The sequence below is a fragment of the Amycolatopsis sp. NPDC114503 genome, assembly GCF_055633655.1.
Window position 1 is genome coordinate 1,303,790 of record NZ_JBVKDT010000001.1, and the last position, 16,907, is coordinate 1,320,696.

The window sequence follows — 16,907 nt, forward strand, 5'->3', positions numbered from 1 at the left end:
GCTCGTTACGCTGCGTGCGTGAGAATTCTCGCTGCAGCAGGCGTCCGGATGCGGACAACCGGGGTTGCCGTGCTGGCGCTCGCGCTGGCTATCGCGACCGCGTGCGTCGTCGTGGTGCTCTTGCTGCAGCAATCGCTCGACCGAAGCGTCACCGAAAGCGCGCGCAGCACCGCGCGGCAGGTTGCCGTCCAACTCGTGCGCGCGGGCGCGCGAGACCTGTCGCCAAGCGACGTCGCGAGCACTGGTGACACCGAAGCCGTCACGCAGGTCCTCGGGCCGCGAAGCACGCCGATCGCGAGCGACCCGGCGATCGTCGGCCGTCCGGCTATCACCGCCGCGCGTCCGGCTCCGGGGCAGGAAACCGTCGAGACGCTGCCGCTCGGCTTAGACGGCGACGGCAGCGACTACCGCTTGGTCTCGGAAGGCGTCAACGGGCCGGGAGGACCGTTCACCGTCATCTCGGCACGGTCGCTTGAGCCAGTCACCGAAGCGTCTGCGCGGCTTACGCTGCTGCTAGGGCTGATTTCGCTGCCACTGCTCGGTATCGCCGGCTTCGCGGTGTACCGCTCTGTCGGGTCCGCATTGCGCCCGGTTGAGCGGATGCGGCGCACTGTCGCCGAGATCTCGACGCGCGACCTCGCGTTGCGCGTACCGCTGCCGCCTGGCGGCGACGAGGTGCACCGCCTCGCTGTCACGCTCAACGAGATGCTCGAACGGCTTGGCTCGGCGCAGGCCGCGCAACGCCGCTTCGTCGCCGACGCGAGCCACGAGCTCCGCTCGCCCCTGTCGACCATCAGCACCGCGCTCGACGTTTCAAACCAGCATCCGGAGACCACCGACGAACTGGTACCGGTAATCACTCGCGAGACCGCGCGCCTGCGAGAGCTGGTTGACGACCTCCTGATGCTCGCGCGCACCGACGACGCCACTGACCGGCCCGCGCGCACTGAAGTCGATCTAGACGACATCGTCCGCGCCGAAGCCGAACGCGTACGCGGCGAAGCGGCTGTCGAGATCGAAGTGCGCGCGGGGCCAGCGAAGGTGCGCGGTAGTGAGGCGCAGTTGCGTCGCGCCGTACGCAACCTTGTCGACAACGCGTGCGGGCACGCGCGTCAGCGGATCCGGATTGCGAGTTCGGTGCAAGATGAGATGGTCGTGGTGGAGGTGAGCGACGACGGCCCGGGCGTCGCCGAGGAGGACCGGGAGCGGGTGTTCGAGCGGTTTGTGCGGCTGGACGCGTCACGACGGCGCGGCGGCACCGGACTGGGCCTGTCGATCGTGGCCGGCATCGCGGCCCGGCACGGCGGCCGCGCGCGGTATGTCGACGTGGCCGACCCGAGCTACCCCGGCGCGCACTTCGTGATCGAACTGCCGAGCATCGAACTGCCCCGGATCGAGGAGTACTGAGCATGCGGTTGCTGATCGTGGAGGACGAACTGGAGTTCGCCGAAACCCTTCGCCGCGGCCTGGTCGCCGAGGGGTTCACGGTGAACGTCGCGCACACCGGCCGGGACGGGCTCTGGTCGGCGATGGAGCACGATTACGACGCCGTGGTGCTCGACATCATGCTTCCCGAGCTTTCCGGTTACGAAGTGTTGAAACGCTTGCGGGCAGCGGAGAATTGGACGCCGGTGCTGATGCTCACGGCGAAGGACGGAGAATACGACGAGGCGGACGCATTCGACCTCGGTGCGGACGATTATCTGTCGAAGCCGTTCTCGTTCGTCGTTTTGCTGGCTCGGTTGCGTGCGCTGCTTCGCCGGGGCGCGCCGGCTCGTCCGGCGGTGCTGACCGCAGGGGATCTGCAGCTCGACCCGGCCGCGCGCACTGTCCACAGAGGAGAGACGCGGATCGAGTTGACCGCGCGCGAATTCGGGTTGCTGGAGTTCTTGCTGCGGCGGCAGGGAGCGGCATTGACCAAGAACGAGATCCTCGGCCATGTGTGGGACGCGCATTACGAGGGGGACGAGAACGTGGTCGAGGTTTACGTCGGGTATTTGCGGCGGAAAATCGACGCGCCGTTCGGGACGCGGACGATCGAGACGGTGCGCGGAGTGGGGTATCGGCTCGTCGGATGAGCGGACACGTCATTCGGCGCGGGGCTAGGGGAACGGCAATACCTCATCGCGAAACCGAGCCGTTCCAAGGCATTTCGCAAGGCTAAGCCACTGAAATCCCCGCCACCGCCCGCACGACGGCAGTGCACCGATCCTCGACATACTCCAACCCGCCGTCAGAAGCGATCTGCCGGGCCTCCGCCGAGACAATCCCCTGCTGCAACCACAACGCCTTAGCCCCGATCGCGACGGCGGAACGCGCGATGTCCGGCGCTTCCTCGGCCGGGCGGAAGACATCCACCAGATCCACCGGCTCCGGAATCTCCTCCAGCGACCGGTACGCCTTCTCCCCGAGCAATTCCGTCGCCGACGGGTGCACCGGGATGATCCGAAAACCGTGCGCCTGCAGGGAAGCTGGTACGCCGTGCGCGGCCTTGCCCGGGTCGCGGCTCAGGCCGACCACGGCGATCGTGCGCGCGTTGGCGAGGATCTCTTCAGGCTTCATATTCTCCTCAACATCCCAGCACGGCGAAGGATTCCGCGACGGTCACAACCGCCACAACCGCAGGCCGCGAACGCGGTAGACCGGCCACAGCACCTGCCACGGCGACCGTCGCAGGAACGCGGAACTGCACGCCAGAACATTGCGCGCGACAGTGGACGCGACTTCGTGCCGGTCTGGCCAAGCTTCGCCGCGGGCGCCCAGCGCCAGGCGGAAGACGGTCAGCAGACCGCGTCCCTGCACGTCATAGCGGGCACCGGTGTCGCCCGCGTCGGGGAGGAGGCGGGCGATTTCCACGCGAAATGCCCCAGCGACCGGAGCACCCGGTGGCACGTCAGCCACGCTGCCCACGATCGCACGGCCGTGCAGCCGACGCGCGAATCGCATGAGCAGCCGTCGTTCCCACCAGGGCAGCAAGCGGCGGTGAGCCAGCAGCGCGGCGCACTCTCCATGGCCGAGGGCGAAAACCTCGGCGAGATCGTCGTATCGGCTGATCGCGGTCGGCTCCGCCAGGTGCAGTCGCACCTCGAAGCGGACCTGCGCGATCAGTTCGTCGATCGCTTCCCGCCGGTCGAGCCGTGCCTTCTGCCGCGAAGCCGCCCAGTCGCCCATGGGCCCACACTCTGAACCCGGCGGTGCGCCGAGTCCAGTGGTTCAGCCGATCTTCGACCCGTACATCTCGCCGAGGTCGTCCGCGATCAGTTCGATCCGCGCGCCGTCCGGGTCGGCGAAGTAGATCGACGTACCGCTTTCTTCCTGGTACTTCACGCCGGCGGCGTCGAGCCGGGAGCGCGCGCCCGCCCAGGCTTCCGGGGTGAGCGACAGGGCCAGGTGGTGCAGGCCGCCGAGCACCTCCGCGTACGGGCCGAGGTCGAGGCCGGGCAGGTCGAAGAACGCGACCGCGTTGCCGTTGCCGACGTCGAAGAAGAAGTGGCTCGACCCCGGGTAGTCGCGGTTTTCGATCAGCTCGGTGAGCGGGAAGCCGAGAACGTCCTGGTAGAAGGTGATCGTCCGCTCGACGTCGCTGGACAGCAGCGCGGTGTGGTGGATGCCGCGGCCCACCGTCGCCGGGCGGTCTTCCACGGGGTGCAGATGCTGGTCCCGCAGCCGGTCGCGGGCCTGCGCGAGCTGGGCGACTTCGGTCTCGGTGGGTGCCATTGCGGGTCACGTCCTCTCTGGGAGCCAACGCGGAGAACGATACGCCGACAAACTCTCGCGCGCAAGAGATTAGCGAGCGAGAGAAGTGGCTCGTACCGGTGAATGGAACGAACGGGTTGGCTCAAGCGGTGCGGTCAGGCAAAGTTCGGCCCGTGGAACCCGCTGAGCTGCAGGACGCCGTCGCGCTGCTGACGAGCGCGTACGAGCGCCACGAGCCGATCGATCCGCTCGTGAAGACCTTCCCCGACGGCACCATCGAAGACGCCTACCGCGTGCAGCAGGAGCAAGTCCGCGCGTGGGTGGCGGCGGGCGACGTCGTGCGCGGCCACAAGGTCGGCCTCGCCTCCGCCGCGATGCAGCGCCAGATGGGCGTGAACCAGCCCGACTTCGGGCATCTCACCAGCTCGATGTTCCTGCTCGAACACCAGCCGATCCCGACGACGCGGTTCCTTCAGCCGCGCATCGAACCGGAGATCGCGTTCGTGCTCGGCGCGCCGCTGCGCGGTCCGGGCGTGACCGTCGCCGACGCCGTCCGCGCGGTCGACTTCGTGCTTCCGTCGCTGGAGATCGTCGATTCGCGCGTCCGAGACTGGAAAATCTCGATCTTCGACACCGTCGCGGACAACGCGTCCTCCGGCGGCGTCATCCTCGGCAGCAGCCCGACCAACCTGCGCGACGTCGACCTGCGGCTGGCCGGCTGCACGCTGCACGTCAACGGCCAGCTCGCGGCCACCGGCGCGGGCGGCGCGGTACTGGGTTCGCCGATCAACGCACTCGTGTGGCTGGCCAACACCGTCGGCCCGCTCGGCGTGACGCTGGAACCCGGCCACGTCGTCCTGCCCGGTTCGATGACCGCCGCGCAGACCGTCCGCCCCGGCGACACCGTCGTGGCGACCATGGCCGGCCTGGGCAGCGTGACCGCGGTGTTCGCACCGGAGGAGGACGACAAGTGACCGCCGATATCGTTGCCGCAGCGCAGGAACTGCTCAACCGGACGGAAGAAAGCGCGCAGCTCACCGACACCTGGCCGGACCTCGACCTCGCCACCGCCTACGCGATTCAGGACGAAGCCCTGCGGCTGCGCCAGGCACGCGGCGAGACGCTGATCGGGGTGAAGCTCGGGCTCACGTCGCGGGCGAAGCAGCAGCGGATGGGCGTCGCGGAACCCCTGCTCGCATGGCTGACCGACGCGATGGTGCTGCCCGCGGGCGCGCCGACGCCGCAGCTCATCCACCCGCGTGCGGAGCCGGAGCTGGTGTTCGTGCTCGGCGAGCGGCTCGCCGGTCCGGGCGTCACCGCGGCTACCGCTCTTGGCGCGGTTTCCCAGGTATACGGCGGAATCGAGATCATCGACAGCCGGTACCGCGACTACAAGTTCACGCTCCCGGACGTCGTCGCGGACAACGGCTCGTCCGCGCTGTTCGGGCTCGGCTCGGTCGGCCGCCCACCGTCCTCTTTGGACCTTTCGCTGGAAGCCGCACTGCTCGAAGTGGACGGTCAGATCGTCGACACCGCGACCGGCGCCGCCGTGCAGGGACACCCGGCCGAGGCGTTGGCGTTGGCGGCGAACTCGTTGGCAGCGCGCGGATTGGCGCTGGAAGCGGGTTGGCTCGTGCTGACCGGCGGGATGACCGACGCCGTCGAACTGCGCCCGGGATCCCGCGTCGCCGCGCACTTCTCGAACCTGGGCTCGGTGACGATCAGCGGGTAGCGAGCCGTTTGATCCCGGCGATCACGCGCGGCCACACTTCGCGCGGCAGGTCGTGTCCCATGCCGGGCACGAGATCGAGGTCCGCACCCAGCGCGCGGGCTGTCGCGCGACCGCCGGACACGTGCACGAGCGGGTCGGCCGTACCGTGGATCACCAAGGACGGCAAGGAAAGCCGGCGCAGGTCGGCGGTCCGGTCGCGGGAGGACAGGATCGCGGCGAGCTGCCGGAACACGCCCGCCGGGTTGAGGCCGCGGTCGTACGTGCGTTCCGCGCGCTCGCGGAAATGGTCCTCGTCGAACACGTAACCGGGCGAGCCGATCAGCCTCGACGTGCGCACCAGTTGCATCACGTAGTCCTCGCGCGTGCGCGGTCCCGGGGCGAGCATCGCGAGCGCGGCCCGCGGGCTGGGCAAGCCGACGGTCCGCGCGCCGGTGGTGGACATGATCGAGGTCAGCGTCCGCACGCGCCGCGGGTGCCGGATCGCGAACTCCTGCGCGATCATCCCGCCCATCGACGTGCCGACGACGTGCGCGCGCTCGATGCCGAGGGCGTCGAGCAGCTTGCTCGCGTCGTCGGCCAGATCGCCGAGCGAGTACGGCGCGGACCGCAGGAAGTACGCGAGCGGCAGGCTGGCCCGGCCGGTCCACCACTGCGAGCGCCCGACGTCGCGGTTGTCGAACCGGTGCACGTGGAATCCCGCCTCGGCGAGCTGGGCGCAGAACTCGTCGTCCCACCAGATCATCGGCGCGGCAAGGCCCATCACCAGCAGCAACGGCGGCGCGGACGGATCGCCGAACGATTCGTGGCACAGGGTGATGCCGTCTGCTTCGAGGGTCTGCTCGCTCATGGGGTCAGTCTCGCGCACTCCGGAGGTAGCGGGCACGGAGGAACGGGCGGAAATCGTCGTCGGACCCGAGCCGGACGTCGATTTCGTGGGTGAGGACGTCCCCTTCCGGGGTGATCCGGTGGATCGCGACGCCGCGTTCGGTCTGCTTCTCGAGGTGCAGCGTGCCGTCGCGCCAGCCGCCGCGCGCGGGCAGCCCGGGCGGGAAGCCGTAGCTGTCGAAGCCGAACCACAGGGTGTCGCCATTCGCCGGGTCGACGGTGAAGACGTGATGTCCCAGCATTCGCGAGCCGTCTTCGCGGGTCTGGACGTAGTCCTCCAGCACGGCGAATCCGTCGAGCGCGCTGCGGTAAGTGCAGGTCGCGGTGGCGGTCGCGGCGGGAGCCCAGGGTGCGGCGGCGAGTTCTTCGGTGCCGGACCAGTCTCCGACAAGTGCGGCAAGAGCTTCGTGCGCGGCGCCGACGACGGGCATTTCCATGAGTGTCCCCCTTGATTTCGACAGGTATCTGTCGAAGTGGAACACTAGCACGCATGACCTCGAGGACGCCCCGCGCGGAAAGCCTTACCCAGCTTGTCAACGAGGTCTTCGTGGCCAACGGCGCGCTGCTGGCCGCAGGCGACGCGCTCACTGCCGAGGCCGGGTTGACCGCCGCGCAATGGCAGGTCGTCGGCTTCCTCGAAGACGGCCCCGCGACCGCGGCGGAATTGGCCAGGCGGCGCGGACTGCGGCGGCAAAGCGTGCAGGAGACGGTGAATCGCCTGCTGCGAGACGGAATGCTCTCCCGTGCCGACAATCCGGCGGACGCCCGTGCGCCGCTGCTGCGGCTGACCGCCAAGGCACGGGCTGCGCTGCGCGTCCTGAGCGCCAGGCAGGCCGAATGGGCCGACGCCGTCGCTTCAGGTCTGTCCGAGAAAGACATCGAGACGACCCTGCGCACGCTTCGCGCGTTGCGCGATCTGGTCTGAGGGAAACGCGGGTAGTACGCTCCCGCTAGAGCGATCTATCAAATCGCAAGGGGGCGAGCGGCATGGACGTTCTGCGCGAGAAGGGCCTCGGTCCGCTGCGGGTGATTCTGGCGTTCACCCTGGTCAGCACGGTCCTGCACTACACCCACAACGTCGTGCGCGCGGCGGACTACCCGCAGGTGCCGGGGATCAGCGTGCCGGTCACGCAGGTCGTGGTGGCTGTCAGCTGGGTCGTCTTCACTGTCTTCGGCGCGCTCGGTTATCGCGCTTACGTGCGCGGCCAGTACTGGCGCTCGCTGGCGTTTCTGCTGGTCTACTCGCTGTCCGGGCTGGCGAGCGCCGGGCACTTCCTGGTCGGAGTGCCGCAGGTCCCGGCGTTCTGGTTCGCGACGATCTTCACCGACTCGTTCGCGGCCGTCGCGTTGTGGGTATTCGTCTGCTGGGCGGCGACGCGGCTCAACCGGGTGAGCGTCGCCAGGCAAATGTCTACACAACATTGACGTTCGTTGAAACCATGTAGACAATCGAGGACGTGACCACCACCACACCTGTCACATTCGAGCGGCATCCGGACACCTACCGGCACTGGCGGCTGACCGTCGACGGCGAGGTCGCCTGGCTGGAGATGGACGTCGACGAGCAGGGCGGCCTCGTGCCCGGGTACGAGCTGAAGCTGAACTCGTACGACCTCGGCGTCGACATCGAGTTCTACGACGCCACCCAGCGGCTTCGGTTCGAACATCCGCAGGTGCGAGCGGTGATCGTGACGAGCGCCAAGGACAAGGTGTTCTGCGCCGGGGCCAACATCCGGATGCTCGCCGCCTCGCCGCACGAGTGGAAGGTGAACTTCTGCAAGTTCACCAACGAGACCCGCAACGGCATCGAGGACGCCACCGAGTTCTCCGGCCAGACCTACGTCGCCGCGGTGAACGGCAGCTGCGCGGGCGGCGGCTACGAGATCGCGCTGGCCTGCGAAAAGATCCTGCTGGTCGACGACAACTCGTCGACCGTCGCGCTGCCCGAGGTGCCGCTGCTCGGCGTGCTGCCCGGCACTGGCGGGCTGACTCGAGTGGTCGACAAACGACGCGTCCGCCGGGATCTCGCGGACGTGTTCGCCACGCGGCCGGACGGGGTCAAGGGCCGGACTGCGGTCGACTGGCGGCTGGTGGACGAGCTGGTGCCGCGCGTCGGATTCCGCGAGAAGGTGCTGTCGCGGGCGCACGAACTGGCCGCCGAATCCGACCGGCTGCCCGCCGAGCAGGGGATCGAACTCGCGCCGCTGGAGCCGTCGGTGACTGACGACGGGATCGAGTACCGGCACGTGCGCGTCGCCTATGACCGGTCGAACTCGCTGGTCACGCTCACCGTGCTCGGTCCTGACGGCGAACCGCAGCTCGACGGCTGGTTGTTGCGGCTGACCCGCGAGCTGGACGACGCGATCCTGCGGCTGCGTACGAACGAACCGGATCTCGGCACCTGGGTCTTGAAGACCGAAGGCGACCCGGAGGCGGTGCTCGCGCACGAGGAGGTCGTGCTCAGCGGGAAAGACTGGCTGAGCAACGAAATCCTGCATTACTACAAGCGCACGCTGAAGCGGCTGGACGTCACCAGCCGTACCTTGATCGCGTTGATCGAACCGGGCAGTTGCTTCGCCGGGAGCCTGCTTGAGCTGGCCTTCGCGGCGGACCGGCAGTACCTGCTGGACGGACCTCCGATCGACGACGAAGATTCCCCGGAACGCGCGACGATCACCTTGTCCGAAGCCAATTTCGGCGTCTTCCCGATGGGCAACGGCCTGTCCCGGCTCGAGTCGCGGTTCTACGGCGACGACGACCACCTGACGTGGCTGGCCCGCGAACGCGACCGTGCGCTGAGCGCCGCCGAAGCCGTCGAACTCGGCCTGGTCACCGACGCCCCGGACGACCTCGACTGGGAGGACGAGATCCGGATCGCGCTGGAGGGCCGGGCTTCGCTGTCGCCGGACGCGCTCACCGGGATGGAGGCGAACCACCGGTTCGTCGGCCCGGAAACGATCGAAACCAAGATCTTCGGCAGGCTGACCGCCTGGCAGAACTGGATCTTCACCCGACCGAACGCCTCCGGACCTGAGGGCGCACTGCGTCGCTACGGCACCGGGCAGAAGGCGGTCTTCGACAGGAAGCGGGTCTGAACCGATGCCCGAAAAGATCGACTACGACGCCAAAATCCCGAACAACGTCCACCTCGCCGACGACCGGAGGCTGCAGCGGGCGCTGGAGGGCTGGCAGCCGAAATTCATGAACTGGTGGGGCGAAATGGGCCCCACGCTGGAAACCGAGGGCGTGTACCTGCGCACCGCGGTGAGCGTCGGCCGCGACGGCTGGGCGCACTTCGACCACGTCAACGTGCCGGACTACCGCTGGGGCATCTTCCTCGCCGAGCGGGAACCGGACCGGCGGATCGCGTTCGGCGAGCACGCCGGCGAACCGGTGTGGCAGCAGGTGCCCGGCGAGTACCGCGCCGACCTGCAGCGGCTGATCGTGATCCAGGGCGACACCGAACCGGCGTCGGTCGAGCAGCAGCGGTTGCTGGGGCTCACCGCGCCTTCGCTGTATGACCTGCGCAATCTCTTCCAGGTGAATGTGGAGGAGGGGCGGCATCTGTGGGCGATGGTCTACCTGCTGCACGCGTACTTCGGCCGCGAAGGCCGGGACGAGGCCGAAGGTCTGCTGCTGCGCAACTCCGGCAGTCCGGACGCGCCGCGCATCCTCGGCGCGTTCAACGAGGAGACGGCCGACTGGCTCGCGTTCTACATGTTCACGTACTTCACTGACCGGGATGGGAAATACCAGCTCGGCACGTTGAAGGAGAGCTCGTTCGATCCGCTGTCGCGCACCTGCGAGTTCATGCTCAAAGAGGAGGCGCACCACATGATGGTGGGCACCACCGGCGTCGACCGGGTGGTGCTGCGCAGCGCCGAGCTGATCCGCGAGCACGACACGTACGACATCGCCTCGCACGGCGGGATTCCGCTCGACCTGATCCAGCGGTACCTGAACTTCCACTACACCGTGTCGCTCGACCTGTTCGGCAGCGAGACGTCGACGAACGCGGCGAACTACTACACCGCCGGGCTCAAGGGCCGCTGGCAGGAGACGCGGCGCAAGGACGACCACAAACTCACCGACGACAGCCGTTTGCTGGACCGTCCGCGCGAGGACGGGACCTGGACGTCCGAGGAACTGCAGGCCATCCTGCTGCTGAACCTCGACCTGCGCGGCGAGTACACCGCGGACTGCCAGACCGGCGTGAACCGGTGGAACAAGATCCTCGGCGACGCCGGCATCGACTTCCGGTTCGCGTTGCCGCACCCTGGTTTCAACCGCGAGGTGGGCATAAACTCCGGCCACCACGTCACTCCGGACGGCAGCATCGTCGACGAGGCGACGTGGGAGGCAGCGCGGCACAAGTGGCTGCCGACCGCCGAGGACCTGACGTTCGTCCGGTCGCTCATGCACCCGGTGTACGAGCGCGGGAAGATCGCCAGCTGGGTAGCGCCGCCGAGGCAGGGCATCAACGGAAAACCTTTCGACTACGAGTACGTGTACCTCACCTGAGGGAGCACCGATGACGGTTCCCGCGAACTTCAACGCCGCGGAGTACCTGCTCGGACGCGGCCGTCCGGACGCGCTCGCGGTCGTGTCGCCGCGCCGCACGCTCAGCTACGGCGAACTCACCGCCGAGACCCACCGGGTCGCCTCCGGACTGCGCGCTCTCGGCGTGCGGCCGGAGGAGCGGGTGATGTTCTGCATGGTCGACGACGTCGAATTGCTGAGCGGGATTCTCGGCGCGATGCTCGTCGGCGCGATCGCGGTGCCAGTGTCCACTATGGTCACCGGACTGGAACTGGGCCAGGTGCTCGCCGATTCGCGGGCCCGGGTGCTGTGCGTGTCCGGGGAGTTTTCCGCGCAGGCGGCGGGTGCGCCGACCAGCGCGCCCGAGGTGACCGACGTGGTGCTCGACCGGGCGGATCCGGCGGAGTTTCCGGCTGGGGTGCGGACGCACCGGTGGCCGCTGACCGCCGCCGACGATGTCGTGGCCGCGCCGACCTGGGAGGATTCGCCCGCGCTGTGGCTGTACACCTCGGGCACGACCGGGCAGCCGAAGGGCGCGATGCACCGGCACGGGAGCATCCGCGCGGTGTGCTCGACTTACGCTTCGCAGGTGCTCGGAGTGTCCTCTTCGGACCGGTTTCTGTCCGTGCCCAAATTGTTCTTTGCTTACGGGTTGGGGAATTCCGCGTTCTTCCCGCTCTCTTGTGGAGGGACGACGTTGCTGGAACCGGCGCGTCCGACGCCGGGGGTCATCGCCGCTCGGGCAAGGGCGGACCGGCCGACGTTGTTCTTCGGGGTGCCGACGTTCTACGCGGCGCTGTTGGCCAGCGACGTGCCGGACGACGCGTTTTCCTCAGTGCGGTACGCGGTTTCGGCCGGGGAGCCGTTGCCGTCGGCGTTGTTCACGCGGTTCCGTTCGCGGTTCGGGGTGGAGATTCTGGACGGGATCGGGTCGACCGAGGCGTTGCATATCTTCCTGTCCAACCAGCCGGGTGCGGTGCGGCCGGGCAGCACCGGGGTGGCGGTGCCGGGGTACTCCGTCGAACTCCGAGACGAGCGGGGCGGGGTCATTTCGGAGGCGGACCGGGCAGGCGAGCTGTTCGTGTCCGGGCCGTCTATCGCGACCGGGTACTGGGCGCGATATGAGACTACGAAAGAGGTTTTCCAGGGTCCGTGGCTGCGGACCGGGGACAGCTACGTGCGCAACTCGGACGGCACCTATACGTGTCTCGGCCGGTTCGGCGACATGTTGAAGGCGGGCGGGATCTGGGTGTCTCCGTCCGAAGTGGAGGAACGACTGCTGCAGCATCCGGCCGTGGCCGAGGTGGCGGTGGTCGCCGCGCCGGACGAGGACGGACTGGACAAGCCGGTGGCTTGCGTCGTCGCCGCGCCTTCGGCCACTGTGGACGCCGGCGAGCTGATCGAGTTCTGCCGGGAGGGCCTTGCGGCGTTCAAACGTCCGCGCGGGGTGGTGGAGATGGCCGAGCTGCCGAAGACCGCGACCGGGAAGATCCGGCGGAACGTGATCCGCGAAATGGTGCGCGAGTCGCTGCTCGTGCCGCAGCCGCAATCGTGATCGACTGGCCGGCATGATCGACGAGCACTTCGTGGTGGACGCCCACGTGCACACTCCGCGGCTGCCCACGCTCAAGCCCGCGTGGCTGGACTGGGCGCGAGATTTCGCCGGCGAGTATCCGTGGCGCACGGTGTACGACGCGGACGGCTCGGTGATCCCCGCGGCGATGGACGACCTCATGGCGAGCGAGGGCGTCGACCGGGTGCTGTTGTTTTGCGAATACAGCCCGCGGGCTACCGGCATTCAGGCGATTGAAGACAATCTTCCGTTGGTCGCCTACAACCCGGAGCGGTTTCGTCTGGTGGCGAACGTGAACCCGCACCTGCATCATCCGCTGGTCGACGAGATGGAACGCCAGCTCGCCTTGGGCGCGGTGGCGTTGAAGATCCACCCGGTGCACGGCGCGTTTTCCCCGGCGGACAAGGAGCTGTACCCGGTGTACGCCTTGTGCGCCGAACGCGGGGTGCCGGTGATCCTCCACTCTGGACTGTCGGTTTTCCCTGGCTCGCGCGCTAGTTACGGGGATCCGTCGCTGCTGTCCGATGTAGTCGAAGACTTCCCGTCGGTGAACTTCGTGTTCGCGCACGGCGGCCGAGGCTGGTGGTACGACGTGGCGGCGTTCATGGCCCAGGCGAGGCCGAACGTATGGCTCGACCTCGCCGGGCTGCCGCCGAAGAAACTGCCGGAGTACTACGCGCGCTTCGACCTCGTACGGCTGGCGCGGAAGTGGATCTTCGGTACTGACTGGCCGGGTGTGCCGGGAACCGCGGTGAATGTCCGCGCGGTCGCCGATTTGGGTTTGCCCGCCGACGTACTGGACGGGGTGCTGTCCGGCAACGCGTTACGGCTGATGCCCGGCTTGCGCTGAGCTACTTCCGCCAGAACAGATGATGCACGACTCCGCTGGAGCTGGGGATTTTCTCCAGGTGGTAGCGATCGGTCAGCTCGTCGGGGTTCTCCCAGAGCCGTTCCCCCGCACCGAGTTCGACCGGCGCGACGGCGATGTGCAGCGTGTCGATGAGACCGGCGTCGAGGAATTGCCGCACCGTGTTGACGCCGCCGCCGATCCGCACGTCCTTGTCGCCGGCGGCTTTCTTCGCCTGCGCGAGCGCTTCCTCCGGGGTGGTGTCGAGGAAGTGGAAAGTGGTCTGGCCCAAGGTGATCGAGGGTCGTTCGTGGTGGGTGAGGACGAAGACCGGGGTGCGGAACGGGGGCTCGTCGCCCCACCAGCCCTGCCAGTCGTGGTTCTCCCACGGACCGCGTTGCGGACCGAACTTGTTGCGTCCCATGATTTCCGCGCCGACGTGGCCGCTGCGGTGCATGTCCCGGGTGAAGTAGTCGTCGAGTCCGCGGGTGCCGCCCGGTTCGCCGCGCATGGGCCAGCTGGCGGTGGCCCCGGCCCAGGCGAAGAGCGGTCCCGGATCGGGATGGCCGAACGGCTGCTCGAGAGTTTGGTCCGGGCCGGCACCGTAGCCGTCGGCGGAAACGTTGAAACACTGGACGCGCACCAGCATCAGAGGCCCCCTGGTTGTCTTTTGCAAGCACTATGGCGGAGGTGATGGTAAAGTGCAAGTGGTTACAGGAGGTGTGCGATGCCGGACGGTCCACGCTCGGGATGCCCGATCAACGCCGCGATCGAGGTGATCGGCGACCGGTGGAGCCTGCTGGTCCTGCGCGACATCATGTTCGGCGACCGGCGGCATTTCCGGCAATTGCAGTCGCGGTCCGAGGAGGGCATCGCGTCGAATATCCTCGCCGACCGATTGCGCACGCTGACCGAGGCGGGATTGCTCACGCGCGACTCGGCCGGCCGCGGTCAGCGCGCGACTTACAGTTTGACGGAGCCGGCGATTCAGCTGGTGCCGGTTTTGGTGCAGCTGGGAAGCTGGGGTTTGCGGCATCGGCCGACGACGCCGGAATTGCGCGTGCGCGCGGAACTGCTGGAAGCGGGCGGGCCGCCGCTGTGGGAGGAATTCATGGCGGAACTCCGGGAACGACACCTGGGAATTCCCCGGCCCGGTGGAGACGGGCCGACGGCGACGGAACGGTTGGCGGCGGCTTATGCGGAGGCGCTCGCGCGAAGCTGACCGCGGCCCGAGGCGCTCGCCCGGCCCTGGATACCTCCCGTCGAAGTTGATCACTCGATTCGGCATTCGCCCTGCTGAAACGGATCCGCCGAGCGGTCCGGCTCGTCACCCTTCCCGACTGAGGAAGGGAGCCGGGAATGCCGGACGAGGACGAGGTGCGCCGGTTGTCGACGAGAATGGCCGGGATTGTCGGCGCGAATCCGGGCCTTCGTGACGACACTGACGACGCTTGCCAAACGGCCTGGCTGGAATTCCTGTGCCGCCAGCCGGTTTTGAAGGGTTCGAACAGTCTGGCCGGTTGGCTGACCACCGTCGCGCGCAGGCACGCACTCCGAGCGGTGGAAAAGCGTTCGCAGGTGACATTCGCCGACAATGCGCAACTGGAGACGCATAAGCCGGCGGATTCGCCCGAGAAGCACGCATTGGCCGGTGAGCTGGCGGCCGCGTTGTGGCGAGCGGTGGCGCAGTTCCCGGAGCGCCATCGGCGGATGATGCTTCTGCTGGCGCATTATCCGGAGCTTCGGCATGACCAATTGGCGGCGGAACTGGGTGTCGCCACGTCGAGCGTGAGCAAGATCCGGCAACGTTGTCTGGCGGCGCTTCGGCGGCGGCTCGAGGCGGAGGGATTCAGTTATCCCTGACCTGTCCCTGACCGCCGAAACGGCCGGTCGGAGCCGCGAACCACGGTACGATCCGGTCCGTGATCCGGACGGCGATCAGGGGGGCGCGGTGAGCGGTATCAAGGTGTTGGTGGCGGGGGCGAGCATCGCGGGACCCGCGCTGGCCCACTGGTTGCGCCGGCGGGGAGCCGAGGTGACCGTGGTGGAGCGGGCTCCCGAGTTGCGTCCCGGCGGGCAGGCGGTGGACGCGCGCGGAGTGGCCAAGGACGTCATCGCGCGCATGGGCCTGGACGCGGCGGTGCGCGCGGCGTGCACCGACACCGCGGGCGCGCACACCGTGGACGTGGACGGGCAAGTGCTGGAGACCTTCCACGCCGACGACGACGGCGGCGACGGGTTCATCGCGGACATCGAGATCCTGCGCGGAGACCTGTCGCGGGTGCTTTACGAGGACACCCGCGACGGCGTCGAGTACCTCTTCGGCGACCGGATCGCCGAACTCGCCCAGGACGCGGACGGCGTCGACGTGGTCTTCGCCGGCGGAGACCGACGGCGCTTCGACCTGGTGGTCGGTGCCGACGGGCTGCACTCGTCGTTGCGGTCGATGGTTTTCGGGCCGCACGAGCGGTTCCTTCGGCACCTCGGGCACGTGCTGGCCTTCTACAGCGTGCCCAACGAGTTCGGACTGGACCGCTGGCTGCTCGAATATCAGGATCAGGAGTCCGGACGCACCGCGCTCTTGCGTCCCATTCAGGACGCGACCCGCGCGATGGCGATGTTCTACTTCGCCGCGCCTGATTTCGACGTCGACTACCGAGACGTCGCGGCGCAGAAGCTTCTGCTGCGGGAGCGGATGGCCGGCTTCGGCTGGCGGACCCCGGACATCCTCGCGCACCTCGACGACACCCCGGACTTCTACCTCGACCAGGTCGCCCAGGTGGAGATGGACCGCTGGTCGAGCGGACGCGTGGGGCTGCTCGGGGACGCGGCGTTCAGCTCGTCGCCGATGTCCGGGCAGGGCACCGGGCTGGCACTGGTCGGCGCGTACCTGCTGGCCGGCGACCTGGCCGCCGCCGGATGGGACGCCGACGCCGGGTTCGCCCGCTACGAGGCGCGGATGCGCTCGTTCGTCGAAGCCAACCAGGAGATCGGCAGGCTGAACGCCCGCAGCCGCGACCTCCCCGGACCCGACGCCGGACCGGGCCCCGATTTCGCCAGCGAATCGTTCATGGAGCTGGTCGGGCGCGCGATCAACGGCGTCGAACTGCCCAACTACGCAGAGGTTCCGGACTCCGGACCCGCGCCGGCCAAGCTGTAAGGGGCTCAGCCGTTCACTGAGCGAAGCGTGCGCATCGCCTCCGCTAGTCCCGCAGCATCCGGGCCCAGCGGAGTGAGCACGATGCGCCGCAAGATCTCCGCGCAAGCGGACCTCGCCTTGATCGCCACCTCCAGCCCGTGCTCCGTCAGCGCGGCGAAGGTCACCCGGCGGTCCTCCGGGCTCGGGACGCGGCAGATCAGGTCCGCGGCGACCAGCCGGTCCGCCACCTTCGTGAAGCCGCCGCTCGAAAGGGCGGCTTCGGTGGCGAGGCGGGTCATCGGCATCCGGTGGTCCGGGGACCGCACGAGGCGCACCAGGATGTCGAACGACGCGGGGGCCAGGCCGAATCGTTCGGCGATCTCGCCCATCAGCGCGTTCTGCGTGGCCAGATAGCCCTCGATCACGAGGCCCCACCACGTCACGATCTCGTCGTCGTCCGTCTGCGGATCCGGGGTCATCCGGCGGAGTCTACCCG

Annotated in this window: 20 protein-coding genes; 13 read left to right on the forward strand and 7 right to left on the reverse strand. The window is 68.3% G+C overall.

What is annotated here, in order from left to right; translation table 11 throughout:
* The first annotated feature begins 18 nt into the window (after window positions 1-18).
* The gene (locus ACZ7OI_RS06385) at window positions 19-1,407 is read left to right on the forward strand and encodes a HAMP domain-containing sensor histidine kinase (protein ID WP_470263096.1); all 1,389 of its coding nucleotides are present in this window, start codon (window positions 19-21) and stop codon (window positions 1,405-1,407) included.
* A gap of 2 nt (window positions 1,408-1,409) precedes the next feature.
* Entirely contained in the window at window positions 1,410-2,078 is a 669-nt protein-coding gene (locus ACZ7OI_RS06390; RefSeq protein ID WP_009084133.1) for a response regulator transcription factor, read from the forward strand.
* Window positions 2,079-2,160: 82 nt separating this feature from the next.
* Here the strand turns inward: ACZ7OI_RS06390 and ACZ7OI_RS06395 are convergent, their stop codons facing one another.
* Genes ACZ7OI_RS06395 through ACZ7OI_RS06405 form a run of 3 tightly spaced genes read right to left on the reverse strand, consistent with a single transcriptional unit; the run spans window position 2,161 to window position 3,717 of the window.
* On the reverse strand, window positions 2,161-2,562 hold the full coding sequence (locus tag ACZ7OI_RS06395) for a CoA-binding protein (protein ID WP_470263097.1): 402 nt from the start codon (window positions 2,560-2,562) through the stop codon (window positions 2,161-2,163).
* 42 nt (window positions 2,563-2,604) lie between these two features.
* Window positions 2,605-3,171: a hypothetical protein gene (locus tag ACZ7OI_RS06400; RefSeq protein ID WP_470263098.1), complete on the reverse strand. Its 567-nt coding sequence runs from the start codon at window positions 3,169-3,171 to the stop codon at window positions 2,605-2,607.
* 42 nt (window positions 3,172-3,213) lie between these two features.
* Window positions 3,214-3,717 (reverse strand): VOC family protein, encoded by a 504-nt coding sequence (locus ACZ7OI_RS06405; RefSeq protein WP_470263099.1) that lies wholly within the window; start codon window positions 3,715-3,717, stop codon window positions 3,214-3,216.
* A gap of 152 nt (window positions 3,718-3,869) precedes the next feature.
* On the opposite strand from ACZ7OI_RS06405, the gene ACZ7OI_RS06410 reads away from it, so the two are divergent.
* Both ACZ7OI_RS06410 and ACZ7OI_RS06415 read left to right on the forward strand, forming a co-directional pair.
* On the forward strand, window positions 3,870-4,670 hold the full coding sequence (locus tag ACZ7OI_RS06410; protein ID WP_470263100.1) for a 2-keto-4-pentenoate hydratase: 801 nt from the start codon (window positions 3,870-3,872) through the stop codon (window positions 4,668-4,670).
* Complete coding sequence (locus ACZ7OI_RS06415; protein ID WP_470263101.1) at window positions 4,667-5,428, forward strand: 2-keto-4-pentenoate hydratase; 762 nt, start codon at window positions 4,667-4,669, stop codon at window positions 5,426-5,428. Before ACZ7OI_RS06410 ends, ACZ7OI_RS06415 begins: the two co-directional genes overlap by 4 nt.
* Here the strand turns inward: ACZ7OI_RS06415 and ACZ7OI_RS06420 are convergent.
* Together ACZ7OI_RS06420 and ACZ7OI_RS06425 are read right to left on the reverse strand one after the other, a co-directional pair.
* Window positions 5,418-6,275 carry an alpha/beta fold hydrolase gene (locus ACZ7OI_RS06420; protein ID WP_470263102.1) on the reverse strand — a complete coding sequence of 286 codons (858 nt, stop codon included), beginning with the start codon at window positions 6,273-6,275 and terminating at the stop codon, window positions 5,418-5,420. The two genes, ACZ7OI_RS06415 and ACZ7OI_RS06420, sit on opposite strands and share 11 nt — an antisense overlap.
* Window positions 6,276-6,279: 4 nt before the next feature.
* A complete protein-coding gene (locus tag ACZ7OI_RS06425) occupies window positions 6,280-6,744 on the reverse strand; it encodes a DUF1579 family protein (protein ID WP_470263103.1) in 465 nt (154 codons plus the stop codon).
* Window positions 6,745-6,803: 59 nt separating this feature from the next.
* Between ACZ7OI_RS06425 and ACZ7OI_RS06430 the strand changes: the two genes are divergently transcribed.
* The 6 genes from ACZ7OI_RS06430 to ACZ7OI_RS06455 all read left to right on the forward strand — a co-directional run bounded on the left by ACZ7OI_RS06430 (window position 6,804) and on the right by ACZ7OI_RS06455 (window position 13,275).
* The gene (locus ACZ7OI_RS06430) at window positions 6,804-7,238 is read left to right on the forward strand and encodes a MarR family winged helix-turn-helix transcriptional regulator (protein WP_470263104.1); all 435 of its coding nucleotides are present in this window, start codon (window positions 6,804-6,806) and stop codon (window positions 7,236-7,238) included.
* A 62-nt stretch (window positions 7,239-7,300) separates the two neighbouring features.
* On the forward strand, window positions 7,301-7,738 hold the full coding sequence (locus ACZ7OI_RS06435) for a hypothetical protein (RefSeq protein WP_470263105.1): 438 nt from the start codon (window positions 7,301-7,303) through the stop codon (window positions 7,736-7,738).
* A gap of 32 nt (window positions 7,739-7,770) precedes the next feature.
* Window positions 7,771-9,408 (forward strand): 2,3-epoxybenzoyl-CoA dihydrolase, encoded by a 1,638-nt coding sequence (boxC, locus tag ACZ7OI_RS06440; protein ID WP_470263106.1) that lies wholly within the window; start codon window positions 7,771-7,773, stop codon window positions 9,406-9,408.
* Window positions 9,409-9,412: 4 nt separating this feature from the next.
* On the forward strand, window positions 9,413-10,834 hold the full coding sequence (gene boxB, locus ACZ7OI_RS06445) for a benzoyl-CoA 2,3-epoxidase subunit BoxB (protein WP_470263107.1): 1,422 nt from the start codon (window positions 9,413-9,415) through the stop codon (window positions 10,832-10,834).
* Window positions 10,835-10,844: 10 nt separating this feature from the next.
* Window positions 10,845-12,407 (forward strand): benzoate-CoA ligase family protein, encoded by a 1,563-nt coding sequence (locus ACZ7OI_RS06450; RefSeq protein ID WP_470263108.1) that lies wholly within the window; start codon window positions 10,845-10,847, stop codon window positions 12,405-12,407.
* Between the two features lie 13 nt (window positions 12,408-12,420).
* Window positions 12,421-13,275: an amidohydrolase family protein gene (locus ACZ7OI_RS06455; RefSeq protein ID WP_470263109.1), complete on the forward strand. Its 855-nt coding sequence runs from the start codon at window positions 12,421-12,423 to the stop codon at window positions 13,273-13,275.
* A 1-nt stretch (window position 13,276) separates the two neighbouring features.
* Here ACZ7OI_RS06455 and ACZ7OI_RS06460 read toward each other — a convergent pair whose 3' ends face one another.
* Window positions 13,277-13,921, reverse strand: coding sequence for a dihydrofolate reductase family protein (locus ACZ7OI_RS06460; protein WP_470263110.1), 645 nt, complete (start codon window positions 13,919-13,921; stop codon window positions 13,277-13,279).
* A 78-nt stretch (window positions 13,922-13,999) separates the two neighbouring features.
* Here ACZ7OI_RS06460 and ACZ7OI_RS06465 point away from each other — a divergent pair, with 78 nt between their 5' ends.
* The 3 genes from ACZ7OI_RS06465 to ACZ7OI_RS06475 all read left to right on the forward strand — a co-directional run bounded on the left by ACZ7OI_RS06465 (window position 14,000) and on the right by ACZ7OI_RS06475 (window position 16,432).
* Window positions 14,000-14,494, forward strand: a complete 495-nt coding sequence (locus ACZ7OI_RS06465; RefSeq protein ID WP_470263111.1) for a winged helix-turn-helix transcriptional regulator — start codon at window positions 14,000-14,002, stop codon at window positions 14,492-14,494.
* 137 nt (window positions 14,495-14,631) lie between these two features.
* Window positions 14,632-15,135 (forward strand): RNA polymerase sigma factor, encoded by a 504-nt coding sequence (locus ACZ7OI_RS06470; RefSeq protein ID WP_470263112.1) that lies wholly within the window; start codon window positions 14,632-14,634, stop codon window positions 15,133-15,135.
* An 88-nt stretch (window positions 15,136-15,223) separates the two neighbouring features.
* Complete coding sequence (locus ACZ7OI_RS06475; RefSeq protein ID WP_470263113.1) at window positions 15,224-16,432, forward strand: FAD-dependent monooxygenase; 1,209 nt, start codon at window positions 15,224-15,226, stop codon at window positions 16,430-16,432.
* 5 nt (window positions 16,433-16,437) lie between these two features.
* Here the strand turns inward: ACZ7OI_RS06475 and ACZ7OI_RS06480 are convergent, their stop codons facing one another.
* The gene (locus ACZ7OI_RS06480) at window positions 16,438-16,890 is read right to left on the reverse strand and encodes a MarR family winged helix-turn-helix transcriptional regulator (protein WP_470263114.1); all 453 of its coding nucleotides are present in this window, start codon (window positions 16,888-16,890) and stop codon (window positions 16,438-16,440) included.
* Window positions 16,891-16,907: the final 17 nt, after the last annotated feature.

Bases quoted from the DNA above. Each gene is read 5' to 3' on its own strand.
- ACZ7OI_RS06390 (WP_009084133.1), top strand. From the start codon at position 1,410: ATGCGGTTGCTGATCGTGGAGGACGAACTGGAGTTCGCCGAAACCCTT.
- ACZ7OI_RS06460 (WP_470263110.1), bottom strand. From the start codon at position 13,921: ATGCTGGTGCGCGTCCAGTGTTTCAACGTTTCCGCCGACGGCTACGGT.
- ACZ7OI_RS06405 (WP_470263099.1), bottom strand. From the start codon at position 3,717: ATGGCACCCACCGAGACCGAAGTCGCCCAGCTCGCGCAGGCCCGCGAC.
- ACZ7OI_RS06420 (WP_470263102.1), bottom strand. From the start codon at position 6,275: ATGAGCGAGCAGACCCTCGAAGCAGACGGCATCACCCTGTGCCACGAA.
- ACZ7OI_RS06400 (WP_470263098.1), bottom strand. From the start codon at position 3,171: ATGGGCGACTGGGCGGCTTCGCGGCAGAAGGCACGGCTCGACCGGCGG.
- ACZ7OI_RS06450 (WP_470263108.1), top strand. From the start codon at position 10,845: ATGACGGTTCCCGCGAACTTCAACGCCGCGGAGTACCTGCTCGGACGC.
- ACZ7OI_RS06470 (WP_470263112.1), top strand. From the start codon at position 14,632: ATGCCGGACGAGGACGAGGTGCGCCGGTTGTCGACGAGAATGGCCGGG.
- boxB (WP_470263107.1), top strand. From the start codon at position 9,413: ATGCCCGAAAAGATCGACTACGACGCCAAAATCCCGAACAACGTCCAC.
- ACZ7OI_RS06430 (WP_470263104.1), top strand. From the start codon at position 6,804: ATGACCTCGAGGACGCCCCGCGCGGAAAGCCTTACCCAGCTTGTCAAC.
- ACZ7OI_RS06425 (WP_470263103.1), bottom strand. From the start codon at position 6,744: ATGCCCGTCGTCGGCGCCGCGCACGAAGCTCTTGCCGCACTTGTCGGA.
- ACZ7OI_RS06435 (WP_470263105.1), top strand. From the start codon at position 7,301: ATGGACGTTCTGCGCGAGAAGGGCCTCGGTCCGCTGCGGGTGATTCTG.
- ACZ7OI_RS06480 (WP_470263114.1), bottom strand. From the start codon at position 16,890: ATGACCCCGGATCCGCAGACGGACGACGACGAGATCGTGACGTGGTGG.
- ACZ7OI_RS06395 (WP_470263097.1), bottom strand. From the start codon at position 2,562: ATGAAGCCTGAAGAGATCCTCGCCAACGCGCGCACGATCGCCGTGGTC.
- ACZ7OI_RS06455 (WP_470263109.1), top strand. From the start codon at position 12,421: ATGATCGACGAGCACTTCGTGGTGGACGCCCACGTGCACACTCCGCGG.
- ACZ7OI_RS06465 (WP_470263111.1), top strand. From the start codon at position 14,000: ATGCCGGACGGTCCACGCTCGGGATGCCCGATCAACGCCGCGATCGAG.